The 17,342-nt window shown below is 67.7% G+C and carries 13 protein-coding genes and 1 tRNA gene; 7 read left to right on the top strand and 7 right to left on the bottom strand.

What is annotated here, in order from left to right; genetic code table 11:
• Positions 1 to 129 precede the first annotated feature (129 nt).
• Positions 130 to 1,146, top strand: a complete 1,017-nt coding sequence (locus JI746_RS05400) for a porin (protein WP_201687793.1) — start codon at positions 130 to 132, stop codon at positions 1,144 to 1,146.
• A gap of 756 nt (positions 1,147 to 1,902) precedes the next feature.
• Entirely contained in the window at positions 1,903 to 2,925 is a 1,023-nt protein-coding gene (locus JI746_RS05395) for a hypothetical protein (protein ID WP_201687792.1), read from the top strand.
• A gap of 750 nt (positions 2,926 to 3,675) precedes the next feature.
• On the opposite strand, the gene JI746_RS05390 is transcribed toward JI746_RS05395, so the two are convergent.
• Positions 3,676 to 3,999, bottom strand: a complete 324-nt coding sequence (locus tag JI746_RS05390) for a hypothetical protein (RefSeq protein ID WP_201687791.1) — start codon at positions 3,997 to 3,999, stop codon at positions 3,676 to 3,678.
• A gap of 742 nt (positions 4,000 to 4,741) precedes the next feature.
• Between JI746_RS05390 and JI746_RS05385 the strand changes: the two genes are divergently transcribed.
• On the top strand, positions 4,742 to 5,443 hold the full coding sequence (locus tag JI746_RS05385) for an ATP-binding protein (RefSeq protein WP_201687790.1): 702 nt from the start codon (positions 4,742 to 4,744) through the stop codon (positions 5,441 to 5,443).
• A gap of 95 nt (positions 5,444 to 5,538) precedes the next feature.
• Positions 5,539 to 7,590: a RecQ family ATP-dependent DNA helicase gene (locus JI746_RS05380; protein ID WP_236599604.1), complete on the top strand. Its 2,052-nt coding sequence runs from the start codon at positions 5,539 to 5,541 to the stop codon at positions 7,588 to 7,590.
• Between the two features lie 72 nt (positions 7,591 to 7,662).
• Here JI746_RS05380 and JI746_RS05375 read toward each other — a convergent pair.
• The 3 genes from JI746_RS05375 to JI746_RS05365 form a co-directional block, all read right to left on the bottom strand.
• A tRNA-Val gene (locus tag JI746_RS05375) sits at positions 7,663 to 7,739 on the bottom strand.
• 43 nt (positions 7,740 to 7,782) lie between these two features.
• Positions 7,783 to 9,981 carry a RelA/SpoT family protein gene (locus JI746_RS05370; protein WP_201687789.1) on the bottom strand — a complete coding sequence of 733 codons (2,199 nt, stop codon included), beginning with the start codon at positions 9,979 to 9,981 and terminating at the stop codon, positions 7,783 to 7,785.
• On the bottom strand, positions 9,953 to 10,897 hold the full coding sequence (locus JI746_RS05365) for an alpha/beta fold hydrolase (protein ID WP_201687788.1): 945 nt from the start codon (positions 10,895 to 10,897) through the stop codon (positions 9,953 to 9,955). Before JI746_RS05365 ends, JI746_RS05370 begins: the two co-directional genes overlap by 29 nt.
• Before the next feature lie 84 nt (positions 10,898 to 10,981).
• Between JI746_RS05365 and JI746_RS05360 the strand changes: the two genes are divergently transcribed.
• A complete protein-coding gene (locus JI746_RS05360) occupies positions 10,982 to 11,752 on the top strand; it encodes a 3-hydroxybutyrate dehydrogenase (RefSeq protein ID WP_201687787.1) in 771 nt (256 codons plus the stop codon).
• 156 nt (positions 11,753 to 11,908) lie between these two features.
• Here the strand turns inward: JI746_RS05360 and JI746_RS05355 are convergent, their stop codons facing one another.
• The 3 genes from JI746_RS05355 to JI746_RS05345 form a co-directional block, all read right to left on the bottom strand.
• Positions 11,909 to 12,724 carry a metallophosphoesterase family protein gene (locus JI746_RS05355; RefSeq protein ID WP_201687786.1) on the bottom strand — a complete coding sequence of 272 codons (816 nt, stop codon included), beginning with the start codon at positions 12,722 to 12,724 and terminating at the stop codon, positions 11,909 to 11,911.
• Positions 12,721 to 13,710, bottom strand: coding sequence for a diacylglycerol/lipid kinase family protein (locus JI746_RS05350; RefSeq protein WP_201687785.1), 990 nt, complete (start codon positions 13,708 to 13,710; stop codon positions 12,721 to 12,723). Before JI746_RS05350 ends, JI746_RS05355 begins: the two co-directional genes overlap by 4 nt.
• Positions 13,711 to 13,791: 81 nt before the next feature.
• Positions 13,792 to 14,496: an SIMPL domain-containing protein gene (locus JI746_RS05345; protein WP_201687784.1), complete on the bottom strand. Its 705-nt coding sequence runs from the start codon at positions 14,494 to 14,496 to the stop codon at positions 13,792 to 13,794.
• 296 nt (positions 14,497 to 14,792) lie between these two features.
• On the opposite strand from JI746_RS05345, the gene ompR reads away from it, so the two are divergent.
• Positions 14,793 to 15,524, top strand: coding sequence for an osmolarity response regulator transcription factor OmpR (gene ompR, locus JI746_RS05340; RefSeq protein WP_201676336.1), 732 nt, complete (start codon positions 14,793 to 14,795; stop codon positions 15,522 to 15,524).
• A gap of 171 nt (positions 15,525 to 15,695) precedes the next feature.
• Positions 15,696 to 17,150, top strand: coding sequence for a sensor histidine kinase (locus tag JI746_RS05335; RefSeq protein WP_236599603.1), 1,455 nt, complete (start codon positions 15,696 to 15,698; stop codon positions 17,148 to 17,150).
• Positions 17,151 to 17,342 lie beyond the last annotated feature (192 nt).

The raw sequence follows: 17,342 nt of genomic DNA, 5'->3' as shown, positions 1-17,342 counted from the left end.
TCCCGCTCCTCTCCCTCTCCCGCTTGCGCGAGAGGGCGGGGGTGACGGTGCCTTCAACCTCCTCCCCCTGCGGGAGGGCTCACTGAACTGCCTCCCCCTCCGAGGGAGGGAGCCGAACCCAAGAGAACCATGAAGAAACTCCTGACCGCCGTCACGGCGGCCACCCTCGCCGTGGGCGCTGCCGCCCAGTCCTCCGTCACGCTGTTCGGCGTGGTCGACGTCGGCGTCGCCCGCGTCACCGGCAACGGCACCTCGCGCACCGGCCTGTCCACCGGCGGGGCCAACATCAGCCGGCTGGGTTTCCGCGGGGTCGAAGACCTCGGTGGCGGGCTGGCGGCCAGCTTCTGGCTCGAAGCCGGGCTGGACGTGGACACCGGGCAGGGCAAGACCGGCGGCGCGCTGTCCTTCAACCGCCGCTCCACGGTCAGCCTGGCCGGCCGCTTCGGCGAAGTGCGCCTGGGTCGCGACGACGCCGCGACCTTCCTCAACACGCTGATCTTCGATCCCTTCCTCACCAACGGCGTCGGGGGGAACAACGCGTTCATCATGCTGGGCGCGCCGATCCAGATCTCCAACGCGGTGAGCTACTTCCTGCCGCCCGGCCTCGGCGGCTTCTACGCCCAACTGCAATACGCGTTCGGCGAGCAGCCCTCCAATGCGACCAACAGCCAGGAAGGCAACTACGTGGGCCTGCGGGCCGGGTATCGCGCGGGGCCCGTGCACGTCGCGCTCGCGACGGGCAAGCTGCAGGGCGCCACCGACGGCGCCGACATCCGCATCCACAACTTCGGCGCGTCGTACGACTTCGGCGTGTTGCGGCCTTCGCTGCTGTGGGCACGCGAGAAGCGCGGCACGGCGCAGATCACGGCGGTGGAACTGGGCGTGACGGCGCCGCTGGGGCTGGGCGAGCTGCGCGCGCAGGCGAGCCGCTACGACACCGCCGGCAGCGACGCCGACTGGAAGAAGTTCGCCATCGGCTACGGCTACAACCTGTCGAAGCGCACGCAGCTCTATGCCACCGTCGCCCACCTGAGCAACCAGGCCGGGGCGCAGCGCGCGATCGGGGTGCAAGGCCTGGCGGCGTCCGGTACGAGCCTTGGCGGCTCCTCCAACGGCTACGAGCTGGGCCTGCGCCACACCTTCTGAGCAGCGCCGCCGCGGCCCCGCCGCAGGGAAGCCAGCGGCACGCGCCTGGATTGCCGCGCAGGCGGGGCACGGCGTGTAGATGCTGCTGGAGAAGGACGCCCGTTGGCTGCCGGCGAACGACGGTGGCGCGGCGAAGCGCCTGCTCGCAGCATCCGTGATGGGCGTTTGTCCCTGGATTGTCCCGCGCCGGATCAGAGCGACGCCAAGTCGTTGATCGGCGAGGGAGAAATTGGTAGGCGCGATTTGACTCGAACTAAAACACGGTCTTAGCAAAGACGGGGCGCTATGGGGGCACGAACAAAGGCTTGCACCCCTTGATGCCCCTTCGTGCCACTTCAATTTCCCCAGAATAGTTCCCCAAGAGCTCATCGCCAGCGACCCAAAGCCCCCACAAAACTGCGATTGCCCGAAGCGAACGTTCCTGTCCTTCGCGCCGCCACCTTGGTGACCGCTTCGCAGCGGTGCGGTCGGTCGCTGGTGGACATCCAATTCACAGTCTCGGCTCCAACGCAGTCATTGAGCCACCCCACCGACGTGCAAAGCGCGAACGACGGCGAGGGGTCGGAAGAGGACATCGCCGAACGAGTGGAGCTTCTCCTTGGAGGCAGCGCACGCTTGCCTAGCCCAACGACCGCCAACCCTCACCGCGCCCGCCGCGTCGGATGGGGAATGCGACAGCGGTTTTGGCGCCGCGCCACCCTAGATTGCAGATGTAGAAGTGCGGATAAGCTATAGCTCATCAAGGAGGGCCTGCCCGTGAATGGCGAGAGCTTCGAGAGAATTTCTGAGGGAAGGAAGCAGCAGTTCAAGGTTCACTACCACCTGCGCAACGGTTCGCACGAGATGGACGCGCTTGTCCGAAATCGATGCGAGGCGGAGATCCTCGGACTACTGCGGGAGGTCAGCCACATCCTTGATGTCGAAATCGAGGTGGACGTGGTGCCCCCCGTGCCTGGGGGCTGGGAGGAGCACATCCTTCTCGTTGGGCAGTATCAGGAGCAGATAACCTTCCTTAGAGACCTCGTCGGAAGCATCTTCACCATGGGGGCGACCGCCCTGGGTGGCGCCCTTTTCGTGAGGCACAAGCTAAAGCACGCGAAGCAGCAAACAACTCTCAACGACCTAGCGATCGAAAAGGCGAGGCTGGAGGTCAAGAAGCTGGCAAGGGAAGAGGATTCCGCTGAGGGAAAACCAAATGGTGAATTACCCATCGAATCGCCTCCCGCAACTGAAGAAATCGCTGCCGCGTTGCTTGGAAGGAAGAAGGTTCAGCTCAAACGGTCAAACCTCTATCGGAATCTTGCTTCATATACCAAGGTCGAAGCAGTCGGGTTTAGCAACTCTCACCAGAAGGGCGCGTCGGAGCGCATAGTCGAGCGGCAGCACTTTGAGAGGTTCATCGTCGGGCCTGAAGAACTTGAGCCGCTGGTCTATCGGAATGTCGAAATCGAGGTCGTGTCGCCCGTGCTCCGCGCGGGGAATCACAACTGGCGGGGAATCTTTGAGAAGAAAAGCATCAGTTTCGAGCTCGGCGACGGAGAATTTCACCGGCAGGTTCTGGATCAGGAGGTGGTGTTTCAGAACGGAACGAAGCTCATTTGCGACCTTGAGGTTCATCAGCGGGAGAACGAGGTTGGGGAGCCGGAAGTCACAAAGCGCATCGTGGTGAAGGTTCACAAGGTTAGGCAGGAGCCGAAGGGCGAGCCGTCCCCACAAGGCAAGCTTGATCTTCCAGAGCCCACCGACTGGTCCAACACTCCTGGGTCAGGACGGTTTTAGCGTCTGTGCCTTCTTCGGCATTTGATGGCCGCCTCCGGCCAGCAGCAGGCTCACCGACCAAGCGTTAGCATCGCCAGCGAAGCACAGGTCAACGGAATGCACCGCGGCCGCCGGCGTGAGTAGTCGATTCGGCTCACACCGCGACTCCGATCACGCTATGCTAGGTGCTACTCCGCTGGAGTTTACGGATGACAGTCACCGAATTCCTGCAATCTATTGGCTTCAGGCCGTACGGCTCGGTTGTCAACTCCTGGGACTCATTCAATGAGGCGGGATCTGTGATGATGCAGCTCTGGCAAGAGCCCAACCAGCGTGTCCGAGACCATGCAATTCCTGGCGCGTACCTGAGGGTTCGATGCTTTCACGCACAAGGCTATGCCGAGACCGGTGCGGACAGGCCTGTCGGCTACGCCGGGCGTGCTAAGGCGATCTCAGCTCTCGAAGATGGGGCGAAAGGGTACGCTGCCCTTTCCTCACCGCCGGAAGGAAAGAGGGGCGCCGGTGTGTGGGCTAAGTACGCAGATCTCTCGCGTGTTTACCCCATCTTGGCGGTGGAACGCACAGCGGCCGCGGGCGACATCTTTGTGATCCTGGGGGCCCCCATCCCTGTCTCAGCTATTCAGTAGCAAACCGCCGAGCGTGGGCTGAGCGCAGTATGCCCACGCACATCCACACGTCGGGTGACGCGTGAGATTCGACGTCCGCATTCGGCCACAACCAGCGCGTGCGCGTCGGACGAGCTGATTGCGCTCACTCTTCAATGACCCAGCGCACCACCCGCTGCACATAGGTAGACAGGAACTCACTGTTCGACGCTTCTTCACCGTTGAGATGCGCAATGATCAGCGAGATGACCACGTCGCCGTGCGCGAGCTCGAAGATCCGATCTGACACCTCTCGAACCAAGGCGTTCCGGTCGACGGTCGTGTCCAGGCACCCAGTCATGCCCTTGGCCAAGTCGTGCGCAACAGCATTGCGGGCCTGCGTTGCATCTTCCAGCAGCAGGGCCGCCCCCTTCGGAAGCTTCAGGTTCGTTCTTGATACTGCGGCTGAGAGACTGGTACTTCGCAGCAAGCATTGCGAAAAGTTCAGCTCTCTCCTGCGGTTCGTCTAGCTCGCACTGCTTGAACTGGACTTGAAGTGCAGCTGCCTTGCACATCGCATCGAACCGCGTCGCGATGGCCAATGCCCTCCCAAGAATTGAATACAACTCATCGGAGTGCTCGGTCCTCTCGAAATTGTGGATGAAGGTATTGGGGTTCATCTGGCATTGCAGGGATGTAGACGATCGGGGCGGGGGCGCATCATGCACTGATCTCTACTGGCATTGGTTGTGCTATCACGCGAGGCGTGCGATGGGGCAGCGCGAACCTTCGATTTTCACGGCGAGCGCATTGTCGCTTCCTGTCTGGGTCGGGCGAGGGTTTCCTCGTCACCCGCAGCTGGGCGGCTCACCGTGAAGCAGACGGGCGCTCCTCCGGAAGGAGGCTACGCGTGCTCCGCTTGCGGCCAGTCTCGATCGCTCGTCGGCCAGTCCGCCCAAGGGCAGGTATCTGCAAACGCAGACAGTGGGCAGCGCAACCTGCCCGACCGCCTCCAGTCTAGAGTGGTAGTTCGACGTGAACCGGTGGGTCACCATTCTTAGCCGGCACCAGTCGCCGGTGCTCCCAGCGACGGCTGCCACGAACCGAAGCAAACGTGGCCGCAGCACTTGCTTGGCAATGACATTACCGCGCCCACACAGCAGCACCGACCCACTCCCGCGATGACGGCAGGCGCGCCGGGGCTGGTCACCAAGGTCGACACCGGTGAGTGAATGAGCCTGCTCGCGACGGGTGAAGAGCTGTCGTTCGCCTGGCGGCAAGACTTCATCCAGGCTTTCCTGCAGCGAGACCTGCCCGCGCTGGGCGTGGGTGTGGCGCCCGACACCCTGCACCGCTTCTGGCGAATGCTGGCCCACCTCCAGGGCCAGGTGTTCAACGCCTCCGCGCTCGGCGCCTCGCTGGGCGGAGTGGCGCACACGACGGTCGCGCGCTACCTCGACATCCTGGTCGAGACGATGATGGTGCGACGGCTCGAACCCGAGCTGCGCAACGTCGGCAAGCGGCTCGTGAAGTCGCCCAAAGTCTACCTGCGGGACAGCGGCCTGCTGCATGCGCTGCTGGGAATCAGGCGGCTGGATGACTTGCAGGGCCACCCGATCGTCGGCGCTTCCTGGGAAGGCTTCGTGCTGGAGCAGATCGCGGCGCACATGCCGGCCGGCTCGAGCCTGGGCTTCTACCGCACCGCGGCCGGGACGGAGATGGACGTGGTGGTCGCCACGGGCCGCCGGCGCGTCGGCTTCGAGATCAGGTTCGCAGCGGCGCCGAAAGTAGGCAAGGGTTTCTGGCTGGCGTTGGAGGACCTGGAACTGGACGCAGCCTGCGTCGTGGCGCCCGTGGAGCGTGGGTATCCACTGGGGGCGAACGCAGAAGTGGTCGGCGTGCACCAGATCGAGGGGGTGTTCTCACAGCATTGAAATGCGACCTCGTGCGACGCTTCCAACTCGTTCCGCCGGAGTCGGCGGGCAGTATGCTCACCGCGATGGTCACTGCTGGAGGAGCGATAGACGGCATGTCCCTTGCCGAGACGCATCTGCGCCAGGTTCTCGCCGCGATGGCGGGGCCGGGCGCTCGTCCGCGCGAGGACCAGGCCGCGGCCGTGGCGGCGCTGGTGGAGCAGCGGTCCCGCGTGCTCGTGGTCCAGGCCACCGGATGGGGCAAGTCTGCGGTCTACTGGGCCGCGACTTCGGCCTTGCGTGCCGAGGGCAAGGGCCCCACGCTGGTCGTGTCGCCGCTGCTGGCGCTGATGCGCGACCAGATCGATGCCGCCGCCCGGGCCGGGCTGCGTGCCGCAACCATCAACTCCACGAATCTCGACGCATGGGACGCGGTGTTCGACGGCATCGCTGCCGACCGGCTGGACGTGCTGCTGGTCTCGCCCGAGCGGCTGGGCAACCCGGGTTTCGCGCGGCGCCTGCCCAGCCTGCTGGGCAGCACCGGGCTGGTGGTGATCGACGAGGCGCATTGCATTTCCGACTGGGGCTTCGACTTCCGGCCCGACTACCAGCGACTGGCGAAGACGCTGCTGGGCATCGCGGCCGACACGCCGGTGCTCGCGACCACTGCGACGGCCAATCAGCGCGTGACGCAGGACGTCGCCCGACAACTGGGCGCGCAGACCTTGACCTTCCGCGGCTCGCTCGCCCGCTCGTCCCTGCGCCTGGCTGTGGTGCCCGGCCTCGACGCGCTGGAGCGCCTGGCCTGGGTGGCCGATGCGCTGCAGACCATCGCCGGCTCCGGCATCGTCTATGCCCTCACGATCGCCGACACCGAGCGGATTGCCGGCTTCCTGCGCAGCTGCGGGTTCGAGGTGGCGGCCTACCACGGCGGCCTGGAGGCGGCCGCGCGCCAGCGGATCGAGGACGACCTGCGCCGCAATGCGCTCAAGGCCGTCGTGGCGACCTCGGCGCTCGGGATGGGCTACGACAAGCCCGACTTGGCGTTCTGCATCCACGTCGGGTCGCCGGCATCGCCGGTGGCCTACTACCAGCAGGTGGGCCGGGCGGGCCGGGCGTTGGACGATGCCGTGGCCGTGCTGCTGCCCGCGGAGACGGATGAACGCATCTGGGCCTATTTTGCGACGGCCGGGGTGCCGGACGAGGCGCGAGTGCGCCAGATCCTCGGGGCCCTGGCGCCGGGCCCGCAAACGCTGATGGCGCTGGAAAGCGCCACCACGATCCGGCGAGGACGGCTCGAGGGACTGCTGAAGATCCTGGCCGTGGAAGACGTCGTGCGGCACGAAGGCACGGCGTGGGCATTGACCGGCACTCCGTGGACGTTCGACGCCGAGCGCTGGCGGGCACTCGGTGAGGCGCGCGCGAGAGAGGCCGGCCTGATGCGCGAATTCGCCGCGGGGCGGGGCTGCCTGATGCGCTTCCTGCAGGAAGCGCTGGACGATCCCGCGCCCAGCGACTGCGGGCGCTGCAGCGTCTGCACGGGGCGCCTGCCCGGCCCGGGTGCGCAGCCCGGCGCGGAGCGCGTGGAGGCAGCGCGGGTGTACGCGCGCGGACAGGACGTGGTGATCGAGCCGCGCAAGCTCTGGCCGGCGGGCGTGCGGCGCAAGGGCCGCATCGCCGGCTGCAAGGAGGGCCGCGCACTGGCGTTCGCCGACGATCCCGGCTGGTCCGATGCCTTGCTGCCGCTGTTCAATGCGGTCGATGCGCCGGCATCGCAGGCCGTGCTCGACGGGGTGGTTGCCGTCCTCGCCCGTTGGCGCACGAGCTGGGGCACGCGGCCGGTAGCCGTGGTGCCCATGCCCTCGGCCGCGCACCCGCTATTGGTGGGGTCGGTGGCCGCGCACGTGGCGCGGGTGGGCAGGCTGCCGCTGCTGGATGCATTGCGTCTGGAAGGCCCCCTGCCTGATGCCGACCTGGCATCTGCCGCCAAGGTTGCGGCGCTGGATCAGGCACTGGTGCTGCAACCCGGCGTGGCGCTGCCGCATGGACCGCTGCTGCTGATCGATGCGCGTTACCGCAGCGGGTGGACCCTGACCGTGGCGGCGGCGCTGCTGCGCGAGGGCGGTGCCGCTGCGGTGCTGCCGCTGGTGCTGCATCAAGCACCTTGACAGGGGCCGCGGCAACCCAATGCATAAGGCCTGAAAACTCCAGCATAGACTGGACTTTTCAGGCCTTCATATTGGTAGGCGCGATTGGACTCGAACCAACGACCCCCACCATGTCAAGGTGGTGCTCTAACCAGCTGAGCTACGCGCCTGTCGTTGAGCCCGCTATTGTAGCAGAGGAATCGCGAGCGCCTTTCAGCGCCGCCGCGCCGACTGCACGCCGGTGACGTCGCGGACGACGCCGAGCACCTTGCCGAGCCGCTGCGAGTCCGCGATTTCGACGGTGAAGGTCATCCACGCGGTGCCGCGCACCGACTGCGTCTGCACGCCGATGACATTCATCTTCTCCTTGGCGAAGACTTCCGAGATGTCGCGCAGCAGCCCCTGGCGGTCGCTCGCCTCGATGGCGATGTCCACCGGATAGACCTGCGCCTCGGCACCCTTGGCGCTGCCCCACTGCACGTCGATCACGCGCTCCGGGCTGCGGCCCGCGATCTCGCGGAAATTCGCGCAGTCGCGGCGGTGGATGCTCACGCCCTTGCCCCGCGTGACGAAGCCGCTGATCGCGTCCGGCGGCGCCGGCTTGCAGCACTTGGCCAGTTGCGTCATCAGCGAATCGACGCCGACCACGAGCACGCCACCCTTGGGCGACTTCGCCTCCACCGGCCTGGACTTCTTCGCCAGCAGGACCTCGTCTTCGCTGGGCGCGGGCTCCGGCGGATGCAGCAGCGTCTCGATGGTGCGCAGCGAGAATTCGTCCTTGCCGACCACGGCGAACAGGTCGTCGGCCGACTTGAATCCGAGCTTCGCCGCCAGGTCCTCGAGCTTGAAGGCGGTGCGGCCTTCGCGCTGCAGCAGCCGTTCGACCAGCTCGCGTCCGCGCGCCACCGTCTCGTGCCGGATCTGCTCGTTGAACCACGCACGCACCTTGCTGCGGGCGCGGTTGCTCGCCAGGAAGCCCAGTTCGGGATTGAGCCAGTCGCGCGACGGTCCGCCTTCCTTGGCGGTGACGATCTCCACCGTCTGCCCGTTGGCCAGCGGCTTGTTCAGCGGCACCATCGCGCCATCGACGCGCGCGCCGCGGCAGCGGTGGCCCAGGCTGGTGTGCACCGTGTACGCGAAGTCGACCGGGGTCGAGCCCTTGGGCAGTTCCACGATCGAAGCCTGGGGCGTCAGCACGTAGATGCGGTCCTCGAACAGGCCGCGGTCCTCGCCCGAGAGGTCGCGCTCCCACGCCAGCAGTTGCCGCAGCACGGCGATCTTGGTGTCGTACTCGCCGGAGGCGCTGACGCCCGCATAGCCCTTGTGGCCCGCTTCCTTGTAGGCCCAGTGGGCCGCCACGCCGTGCTCGGCGTGCTCGTGCATCGCCTGGGTGCGGATCTGGATCTCGATCGGCCGGCCGGCGTCGTCGCGCACGATCGTGTGCAGGGACTGGTAGCCGTTCGGCTTGGGCTTGGCGATGTAGTCGTCGAATTCCTCGAGGATCGGCGTGAAGCGCGAATGCACCCAGTCCAGCGCCCCGTAGCAGTCCTTCACGTCCGGCACGATCACGCGCAGCGCGCGCACGTCGAGCACCTGCCCGAAGTCGAGCGACTTGCCGCGCATCTTCTTGACGATGCTGTAGATGTGCTTGGGCCGGCCGTGGACCTGCGCATGGATGCCCTGGGCGCGCAGTTCCACTTCCAGCTGGCGCCGCAGCTGGTCGACGTAGTGCTCGCGCTCGACCCGCTTTTCGTCCAGCCAGCGGGCGACCTGCTTGTACGTCTCCGGCTCCAGGAAGCGGAAGGCCAGGTCCTCCATCTCCCACTTGACCTGCCAGATCCCCAGGCGGTTGGCCAGCGGCGCGAACACCTGCAGCGCCTCGCGCGCCACGGCGGGCGGCGTCGCCTGCTTGGTCGCGGCGTAGTAGCGCAGGGTCTGCAGCCGCGAGGCGAGCCGCAGCATCACGACCCGCAGGTCGCGCGAGAACGCGAGCAGCATCTTGCGCACGTTCTCGGTCTGCACCAGCGGGTCTTCGAGGAAGTGCTCGGCGCCGCGCGCCTGCTGCTGCACGCGAACCAGCTTGGTGGTCTCGACCGCCAGCGCCGCATAGCTTTCGCCGAAGGCCTTGGCGATCACCTCCTGCGGCTTGTTCAGGTGCGGCACGGCGTACACAAGGTAGCTCGCGGCCTGCATGGCCTCGGAGCCGCCCATGGACTTCAGGATGGCCGCGACGGCGTCGGCGTGCGCGAGGGTGTTCTCGCCGGTCTCCAGCGTCTCGGCGGCGATCAGCGGCTCCGCGAACGCCCGCGCCCGCTGCAGGGCGTGGACCTGCTGGGGCAGCGCCTGTTCGGCGGCCGCCACCAGGTCAGGCACCGCGCGGCTCTCAACCTGTTCCGCTGTGTGGCTTTTCATCGGGAGCGAATGCGGTGTCCAGGAGGAAGGCCGCGACGGCCTCCACCTGCATGTCGGAGACCAGCGTCGGCGCATGGCCGACGCCCTGGAATTCGACGAGCTGCGGCTGCGGGCCGCGGCGCGTCATCTCCTGCGCGGTGGCGCGCGAGAGCAGGTCGGAATCGGCGCCGCGCAGCAGCAAGGTGCGCGCATGCACGGCGTCATACAGCTGCCACAGCGCCGCCTGCCCCGCCTGCGCGTCCGCCTCAGTCATGGCGCGGAAGGGCACGGCGATGGCGGGGTCGTAGTGCAGCGTGAAGCCGCCGCCAGGCAGCGCCCGCACCATGGCCTGCGACAGCGCCAGCCATTGCTCCGGCGTGTGCGGGCCGAAGCTGCGCGAGATCTGCCACATCGCGTCGGCGGCTTCCTCGACGGACCCGAAGCGGCCGGTGTTCCCCAGGTACGTTCCGATGCGCTGCAGCGCCGTCCATTCGATCACCGGGCCGACGTCGTTGAGCACCAGGCGGCGCACGGGGACGGGCAGCGGCAGCCCGGGCGCGCCGCACAGCGTGAGGCCGATCAGGCCGCCCATGCTGGTGCCGACCCAGTCGAGCGTCGTGATGGGCGCGGCGGCATGCAGCTGGCCCAGGAGCTGCAGCATGTCGCCCGCGTACTGCGGGATGCCGTACCCCTTGGGATCGGCCAGCCAGTCGCTGCGCCCGCGGCCGACCACATCGGGACAGACCACGCGCAGCGGCTGCGCACTGCGTTCGAGCAGGCTGCGGGCCAGCACGTCGAAGTCGCGGCCCTGGCGCGACAGGCCGTGGGCGCAGACCACGACGTGCGGCGCTGCGGGCGCGCCCCACAGCCAGTACGCCATCCGGTGCGAGCCGGAAGCGTCGGGGCAGGATACGTAGTTCAGCGTAGGAACGGTCATGGATGCGTGCGCCGGGCGGAAGGCATTACCCTCTGCTGCTCGGCCGGTTCAGGCCCCAGATTATCCCGGAGAGGAGAGAACCCCATGCTGAAAGGCAAGACCGCCCTCGTCACAGGCTCCACCAGCGGCATCGGCCTGGGCATAGCCAAGGCCCTGGCGCGCCAGGGAGCCAACATCGTGCTCAATGGTTTCGGCGACGTCGAAGGCCCGAAGGCCGAGATCGCCGCGCTCGGCGTCAAGGTCGGCTACCACGGCGCGGACATGAGCAAGCCGGCGGACATCGAGGCCATGATGCACTACGTGGCGGAGACCTTCGGCCGCACCGACATCCTGGTCAACAACGCCGGCATCCAGCATGTCGCGCCCATCGAGGACTTCCCGCCCGAACGCTGGGATGCGGTGATCGCGATCAACCTGTCGAGCGCCTTCCACACGACACGCCTGGCGCTGCCGGCGATGAAGGCGGCCAACTGGGGCCGCATCATCAACGTGGCTTCCGTGCACGGGCTGGTCGCATCGGTGCAGAAGGCGGCCTACGTGGCGGCCAAGCACGGCATCGTCGGGCTGACCAAGGTGACGGCGCTGGAGAACGCCACCACCGGCATCACCTGCAACGCGATCTGCCCCGGCTGGGTGCTGACGCCGCTGGTGCAAAAGCAGGTCGATGCGCGCGCGGCAGCGATGGGCGTGGGCAACGAGGAAGCGAAGAAGCAGCTGCTGGCCGAAAAGGAACCCTCCCTGCAGTTCACCACCCCGGAAGAACTGGGCGAACTGGCCGTGTTCTTCTGCTCCGAGGCCGCGAAGAACGTGCGCGGCGTGGCATGGAACATGGATGGGGGTTGGGCGGCGCAATAGGGACTGCGCTTCATCGCGCGTCTTCTTTGAACGCAGAAGCCGCAAAAGTCTCGCAAAAGCCGCAAAAGAACAGCCTTCAGGGTTTGTCTTTTTTGCGGCCTTTGCGAAACCTTTGCGGCTTTTGCGTTCGGCGGTCCGCTTTCGGTTGTCCGATCTTCACTCCGCCAGCTTCAGCTCGTACGGGTGCGTCATCTCGAAACGGTCGTCTGCCAGGTCGTAGTCCCAGCGCTCCACCTTGCACGACCGCGGCTCGCCCGGCGCCGGAGTCGTCCAGCGGATCAGGTTGACCGAGTTCGGCGTGTTGTGCCGCACCCGGTGCGAGAAGGCCGTGCCCGCCTGGATGCAGTACAAGGCCCGCGAGGCGCCCTTCACCCGCGCGCAGACGTCGCTCACGTACGGCAGGTGGATGTGGCCGCCCAGCACCAGGTCGGCCCCGGCGCGCGACCAGGCCTGCACCGCCTCCTCGCCGCCGTGCAGCCGGTCCTTCTCGTCCTGCGCCCGCATCACGCACGCCGGCTGGTGCGTGACCACGATGCGCAGCTGCTCGCGCCGGGCCGAGCGCAGCCGGTCCGACACGCGCCGGATCTGGCGGGGTGACACCACGCCGTCCTTGTGGCGCTCGGGCCGGGTCGTGTTGACGCCGATCACCAGCACGTCCGCGAACTCGAGCTCCGGCTCCAGGTTGCGCCCGAACGCCCGGGTGTAGCCGCGGTACGGCATGAACAGGCGCTCCGCGACGTTGTACAGCGGGATGTCATGGTTGCCCGGCAGCGTCAGCAGATGGTCCACCTTGAGCGAGTCGCAGAACGCGCGCGCGGCGGCGAACTGCGCGCGCCGGGCCCGCTGCGTGATGTCGCCGCTCAGGATCACGGCGCTCGGGCGCTCCTGCCGCACCAGCTTCTGCACGGCCGCCACGACAGGCGCTTCCTCGGTGCCGAAATGGGTGTCGGACAGGTGCAGGATGACGGTCATTTCACGGGCAGTCGTTGATCGGGCGGCGGCAGCATCACCTGGAGCGGCCGCGGCGCGACCGTGAAGCGCAGCGGCACCTGCATCCAGGTGATCTCGCCGTCGGTCGCCACCTTGAGGCGCCGCACGTGGCGCGCCCCCACCGTCAGCGTGCGCAGGGTGAAGCTGTCGATCTCGGGTTCGGCCGCGAGCTTGCCGAAGGCGGCAGCCACCAGCATGCGCAGCTTGGCCCAGGCGCTGGTGCCGCGCACCAGCAGGCCGGCCAGCCGGCCCTCGCCCACCTGCGCCACCACCTCCTCCTCGATGCCGACGCGCTGCAGCTGCAGGCGGTTGTTGCAGACGAACACGCTGGCCGTCCGCATCTGCCTGAGGTGGCCGTCGAGCTCGGTGTCGAGCACGAGCTGCGCCCGCCATTCCAGCAGGCTCTTAAGGGCGGCCAGCATCGCGATCCATCGTCGCCGGCCCAGCTTCTGCTTGGCGATCTCCCGGTCGGCCAGCAGCTTCGGATACAGCCCGACCGAGGCGTTGACCAGGAAGGTTCGCTGGTTGACCCAGCCGACCTGCACCGGCTCCGGCCGTGCGTTCAGCAGCGCCCGCGCCGCCTCGCCCGCATCCAGCGGCAAGCCCAGCTGGCGCGCGAACAGATTGAAAGTGCCTTGCGCGACGACGCCCATCGGACAGTCCTGTGCCAGCGCCGCCTGCGCCGCGCAGTTCATGGTGCCGTCGCCGCCGGCGGCCACCAGGATGCCGCCGTGCTCGCGCGCCAGGCGGGCCGCTTCCTGGCAGGCCTGCAGGATTTCGCCCGGCGCCACGGGAACGAAGCGATGCGGCCGGCCGGCGGCCTCGAGCTGGGCGGCGATCGCGGCGCGCACCTCGTCCTTCTCGTTCTTGCCCGAGCCGCGGTTCATCACGATGAAGAGCTCGGCGTCCGGGCGCAGGCCGGCCCGCTGCCCATCGGGCTGGTCTGGGTCGGACAGGACGGCGGCCATGCACGGCAGCTTAGCCGCGCCGAACCGCCCGGCCTGTCGGACTGAGCCCAGCGCCGTCATCCGGCGCGAGCCCGCAGCGCATCAGCGCAGCTGGACGGAGCCGGACACCGTGACCGTGACGGCGCTGCGACCCGGCTCCACCGGCACCGGCGCCTCGGCTGCGGCGACGCGCGCCTCCTGCGCCATCATCCGCATGCGCGGCGCGAAGCCCGGCTCGTTGGCATTGACCGCCACCTCGCGCAGCGTGTAGCCGGTAAAGCCGAAGCCGCGGGCGAGCTCGATGGCGCGCGCCTTGAAGCGCTCGATGGCCTGGGCCTGCGCCTCGCCCTCGACCTTGGACCGCTGCTCACGGCTGAGCCCGAAGCTGACGCCGCCGAGCGTCATCGTGTTGATGCGGCCGGCCGTCTGCGTGATGCGCGCGAAGTCGCGCCCTTCCAGGATCAGTTCTGCGGTGCCCGTCCAGCCGGAGATCTTGCCGTCGCGGCTGTGGCGTGGGTACAGGGCGAAGTTGCCGGTGCGAACGTCGAGCTGGCCGGGCTGTGCGTTGCGCTTCGCTTCCGTGAGCGCCGCGTCGAGGGCGGTCTTGAGCTGCGCCTGCACCGCGGCCGGATCGGCGCCGTCGCGCGCCGTGGTCAGCGTCATCATCAGCAGGTCCTGCTGGACTTCGACAGTGCCGGCAGCCTGCAACTGCAACACGTTCTGCGGCGGCGGGAGGGTCTGCGCACAGGCGCCGGCGGCGGCGAGCGCCAGGGCGCCAGCTGCCAGCAGGCGGGGGAATCGTTTCATCGGTGCTCCGGGTTGGTGGGGTGCGCCCACGGGGACGTGCATATTCAATCGGATCCTGGCGGCGGCTGGTCCGGCGCGCCGGCGACCGCTGCCACGCCTGCCACCGCAAATGCGCGGCTTGGACGAGCTTCATGGCTGGTAGAACGGAGCCTCGCAGGCGCGGTTCACCTACCACTTGTCAAGTGCGATAGATGCGGGCAACATCTGTAACACTGTGAAATGCATGGAAGAAAAACGCGAAATGCGGTCCGGCTGACCTCAAAATCGGCGTTGTTACAAATTGGCCCTGGAGAACCATGACGCAAGCTGCAGCACGGACCGACAAGATCCTCGTCGTCGACGATGACGCGCGCATCCGCGACCTGCTTCGCCGTTACCTCACGCAGGAAGGCTTCGAGGTGATCCTCGCCGAGGATGGCAAGGCGCTGAACCGGCTGATGCTGCGCGAAACCGCGGACCTGATCGTGCTGGACCTGATGATGCCCGGCGAGGACGGCCTGTCGATCTGCCGCCGGCTGCGCGCCGCCAACGACCGCACCCCGATCATCATGCTGACCGCCAAGGGCGAGGACGTCGACCGCATCGTCGGCCTGGAGGTCGGCGCCGACGATTACCTGGGCAAGCCGTTCAACCCGCGCGAGCTGCTGGCGCGCGTGCATGCGGTGCTGCGCCGCCGCCCCGCGCAGGAAGCGCCTGGCGCGCCCTCCTCCGACAACGAGGTGGTGACCTTCGGGCCGTTCGCCTTCGACCTCGGCGCACGCACGCTGCGCAAGAACGGCGAGGAACTGCCGCTGACCACCGGCGAGTTCGCGATGCTCAAGGCGCTGGTGCGCCACCCGCGCCAGCCCCTGTCACGCGAGAAGCTGGCCCAACTCGCCCGCGGCCGCGAATTCGAACCGTTCGACCGCAGCCTCGACGTGCAGGTCTCGCGCCTGCGCAAGCTGATCGAAGCCGACCCCGCTTCGCCGCGCTACATCCAGACGGTCTGGGGCGTGGGCTACGTGTTCGTGCCGGACGGCGCGGGCTGATCGCCGGCGGCGCGGTGCGCGATGCGCCCGCATGGCGAAAATGACACGGCTGCGCCGAATGACGGAATGACAAAGCGGGATGGCGGGCCCACAATGACCTGCTGAGTACGGCAAAGTCATTTTGTCCCCCGCCATTTCGTCATTCCGCCATCGCCAATGATCCGCGCCGTCATGACCCACACCGAGCAAACCAGCCCCGCACCGCTGGAGACGGCGCCCGCGCCGCTGGAAATGCGCCCGCGCCTCGGGCTGTCCCTGTTCTGGCGCACCTTCTTCCTGCTGTCGCTGCTGCTCATCGGCTCAATCGTGGCCTGGCTGCAGACCTTCCGGGCGCTGGAGTTCGAGCCGCGCGCCGTGCAGACGGCGCAGCAGATCGCCTCGCTCGTCAACCTCAGCCGCGCTGCGCTGGTGCACGCGGACCCGATCGCCCGCGTCTCCCTGATCAAGACCCTGGCCGACCAGGAAGGCGTGCGCATCCTGCCGCGCGAGCCCAAGGACAAGTTCGAGCCGCTTTCGGCCAGCGCCATGGACCGCCGCATCCTGGACGAACTGGCGGGGCGCCTGGGCCGCGGGGCGGTGATGGCGAGCAGCGTCAACCGCGAGGAAGGCCTGTGGATCGGCTTCAAGATCGACCGCGACGACTACTGGATGCTGCTGGACCGCACGCGCTTCTCGCAGGTGGGCGGCAAGACCTGGCTGGTCTGGCTGATCACCGCGGCGGCGCTGTCGCTGGCCGGCGCGGCCGTGATCGCGCGCCTGATCAACCGGCCGCTCAAGCAGTTGTCCTTTGCCGCCAGCCGCGTGCGCGATGGCGACTTCGACGCCAGCCGGCTGGACGAAAAGGCCGTCACCAGCGAGATCCGCGAGGTGAACATCGGCTTCAACCGCATGGCGCAGCAGCTCGCCAAGATCGAACAGGACCGCGCGGTGATGCTGGCCGGCATCTCGCACGACCTGCGCACGCCGCTGGCGCGGCTGCGGCTGGAAACCGAGATGAGCGTGGTCGACCCCGATGCGCGCGAGCACATGGCGGCCGACATCGACCAGCTCGACGCGATCATCGACAAGTTCCTGGACTATGCGCGCCCCGACCACGCGGAGCTCAAGCCGGTGGTGCTGAACGACGTGATCGAAGCCTGCATGTACGCGATCGAGGACCACGGAGACATCCGCGTGAACCTCGACATGCCCAAGAACCTGCAGGTGCTGGCCGACGAGGTGGAACTGGCCCGCGTCGTCTCCAACCTGCTGGAGAACGCGCGCCGCTACGGCAAGACGCCCGAGACCGGGATCGCGGTGGTGGACATCGCGGCCAAGGCGCGCAACGAGTGGGTGCTGCTGAAGGTGCGCGACCACGGCATGGGTGTCTCGCCGGAGGCGCTGCCGAACCTGGTCAAGCCCTTCTTCCGCGGCGACGCGGCCCGCACCGCGGCCACCGGGGCCGGCCTGGGCCTCGCGATCGTCGACAAGACCGTGCAGCGCATGGGCGGCATCTTCGCGCTGTCGAACACCAGCTCCGGCGGCCTGGCAGCGCACATCAAGCTGCAGCGCCCGCGCATGATGCCGCCGATGCCCGGAGGGACGATGGGCGAAGCGGAGCGGATGCGGGCGAAGGAAGCGGCGTAGAGTCGCAGCCGTCTCGGCGCAGCCGTCATCCGGCGCAGCCGTTACCCGGCGCAACCGTCATCCCCGCGGAGGCGCACTGCTGTCCGGAATAGATCCGGGCCAGTGCGCCAAGTCGTTCCGGCACAACGGAAAAGCTGATTGAGCGGGGGGAGAGATTCAAACACTGTATGACCCGTTGGCCGCAAAGCCGCG

The sequence above is a fragment of the Ramlibacter alkalitolerans genome, from assembly GCF_016722765.1.
Taxonomy (GTDB): domain Bacteria; phylum Pseudomonadota; class Gammaproteobacteria; order Burkholderiales; family Burkholderiaceae_C; genus Ramlibacter; species Ramlibacter alkalitolerans.
Note: the sequence above shows the minus strand (reverse complement) of the source record. Positions and strands in the feature narration are given on the sequence as shown.

Coding starts and splice junctions, on each gene's coding strand:
- JI746_RS05400 (WP_201687793.1), top strand. CDS start 130: ATGAAGAAACTCCTGACCGCCGTCACGGCGGCCACCCTCGCCGTGGGC.
- JI746_RS05385 (WP_201687790.1), top strand. CDS start 4,742: ATGAGCCTGCTCGCGACGGGTGAAGAGCTGTCGTTCGCCTGGCGGCAA.
- JI746_RS05380 (WP_236599604.1), top strand. CDS start 5,539: ATGTCCCTTGCCGAGACGCATCTGCGCCAGGTTCTCGCCGCGATGGCG.
- JI746_RS05370 (WP_201687789.1), bottom strand. CDS start 9,981: ATGAAAAGCCACACAGCGGAACAGGTTGAGAGCCGCGCGGTGCCTGAC.
- JI746_RS05365 (WP_201687788.1), bottom strand. CDS start 10,897: ATGACCGTTCCTACGCTGAACTACGTATCCTGCCCCGACGCTTCCGGC.
- JI746_RS05360 (WP_201687787.1), top strand. CDS start 10,982: ATGCTGAAAGGCAAGACCGCCCTCGTCACAGGCTCCACCAGCGGCATC.
- JI746_RS05355 (WP_201687786.1), bottom strand. CDS start 12,724: ATGACCGTCATCCTGCACCTGTCCGACACCCATTTCGGCACCGAGGAA.
- JI746_RS05350 (WP_201687785.1), bottom strand. CDS start 13,710: ATGGCCGCCGTCCTGTCCGACCCAGACCAGCCCGATGGGCAGCGGGCC.
- JI746_RS05345 (WP_201687784.1), bottom strand. CDS start 14,496: ATGAAACGATTCCCCCGCCTGCTGGCAGCTGGCGCCCTGGCGCTCGCC.
- ompR (WP_201676336.1), top strand. CDS start 14,793: ATGACGCAAGCTGCAGCACGGACCGACAAGATCCTCGTCGTCGACGAT.
- JI746_RS05335 (WP_236599603.1), top strand. CDS start 15,696: ATGACCCACACCGAGCAAACCAGCCCCGCACCGCTGGAGACGGCGCCC.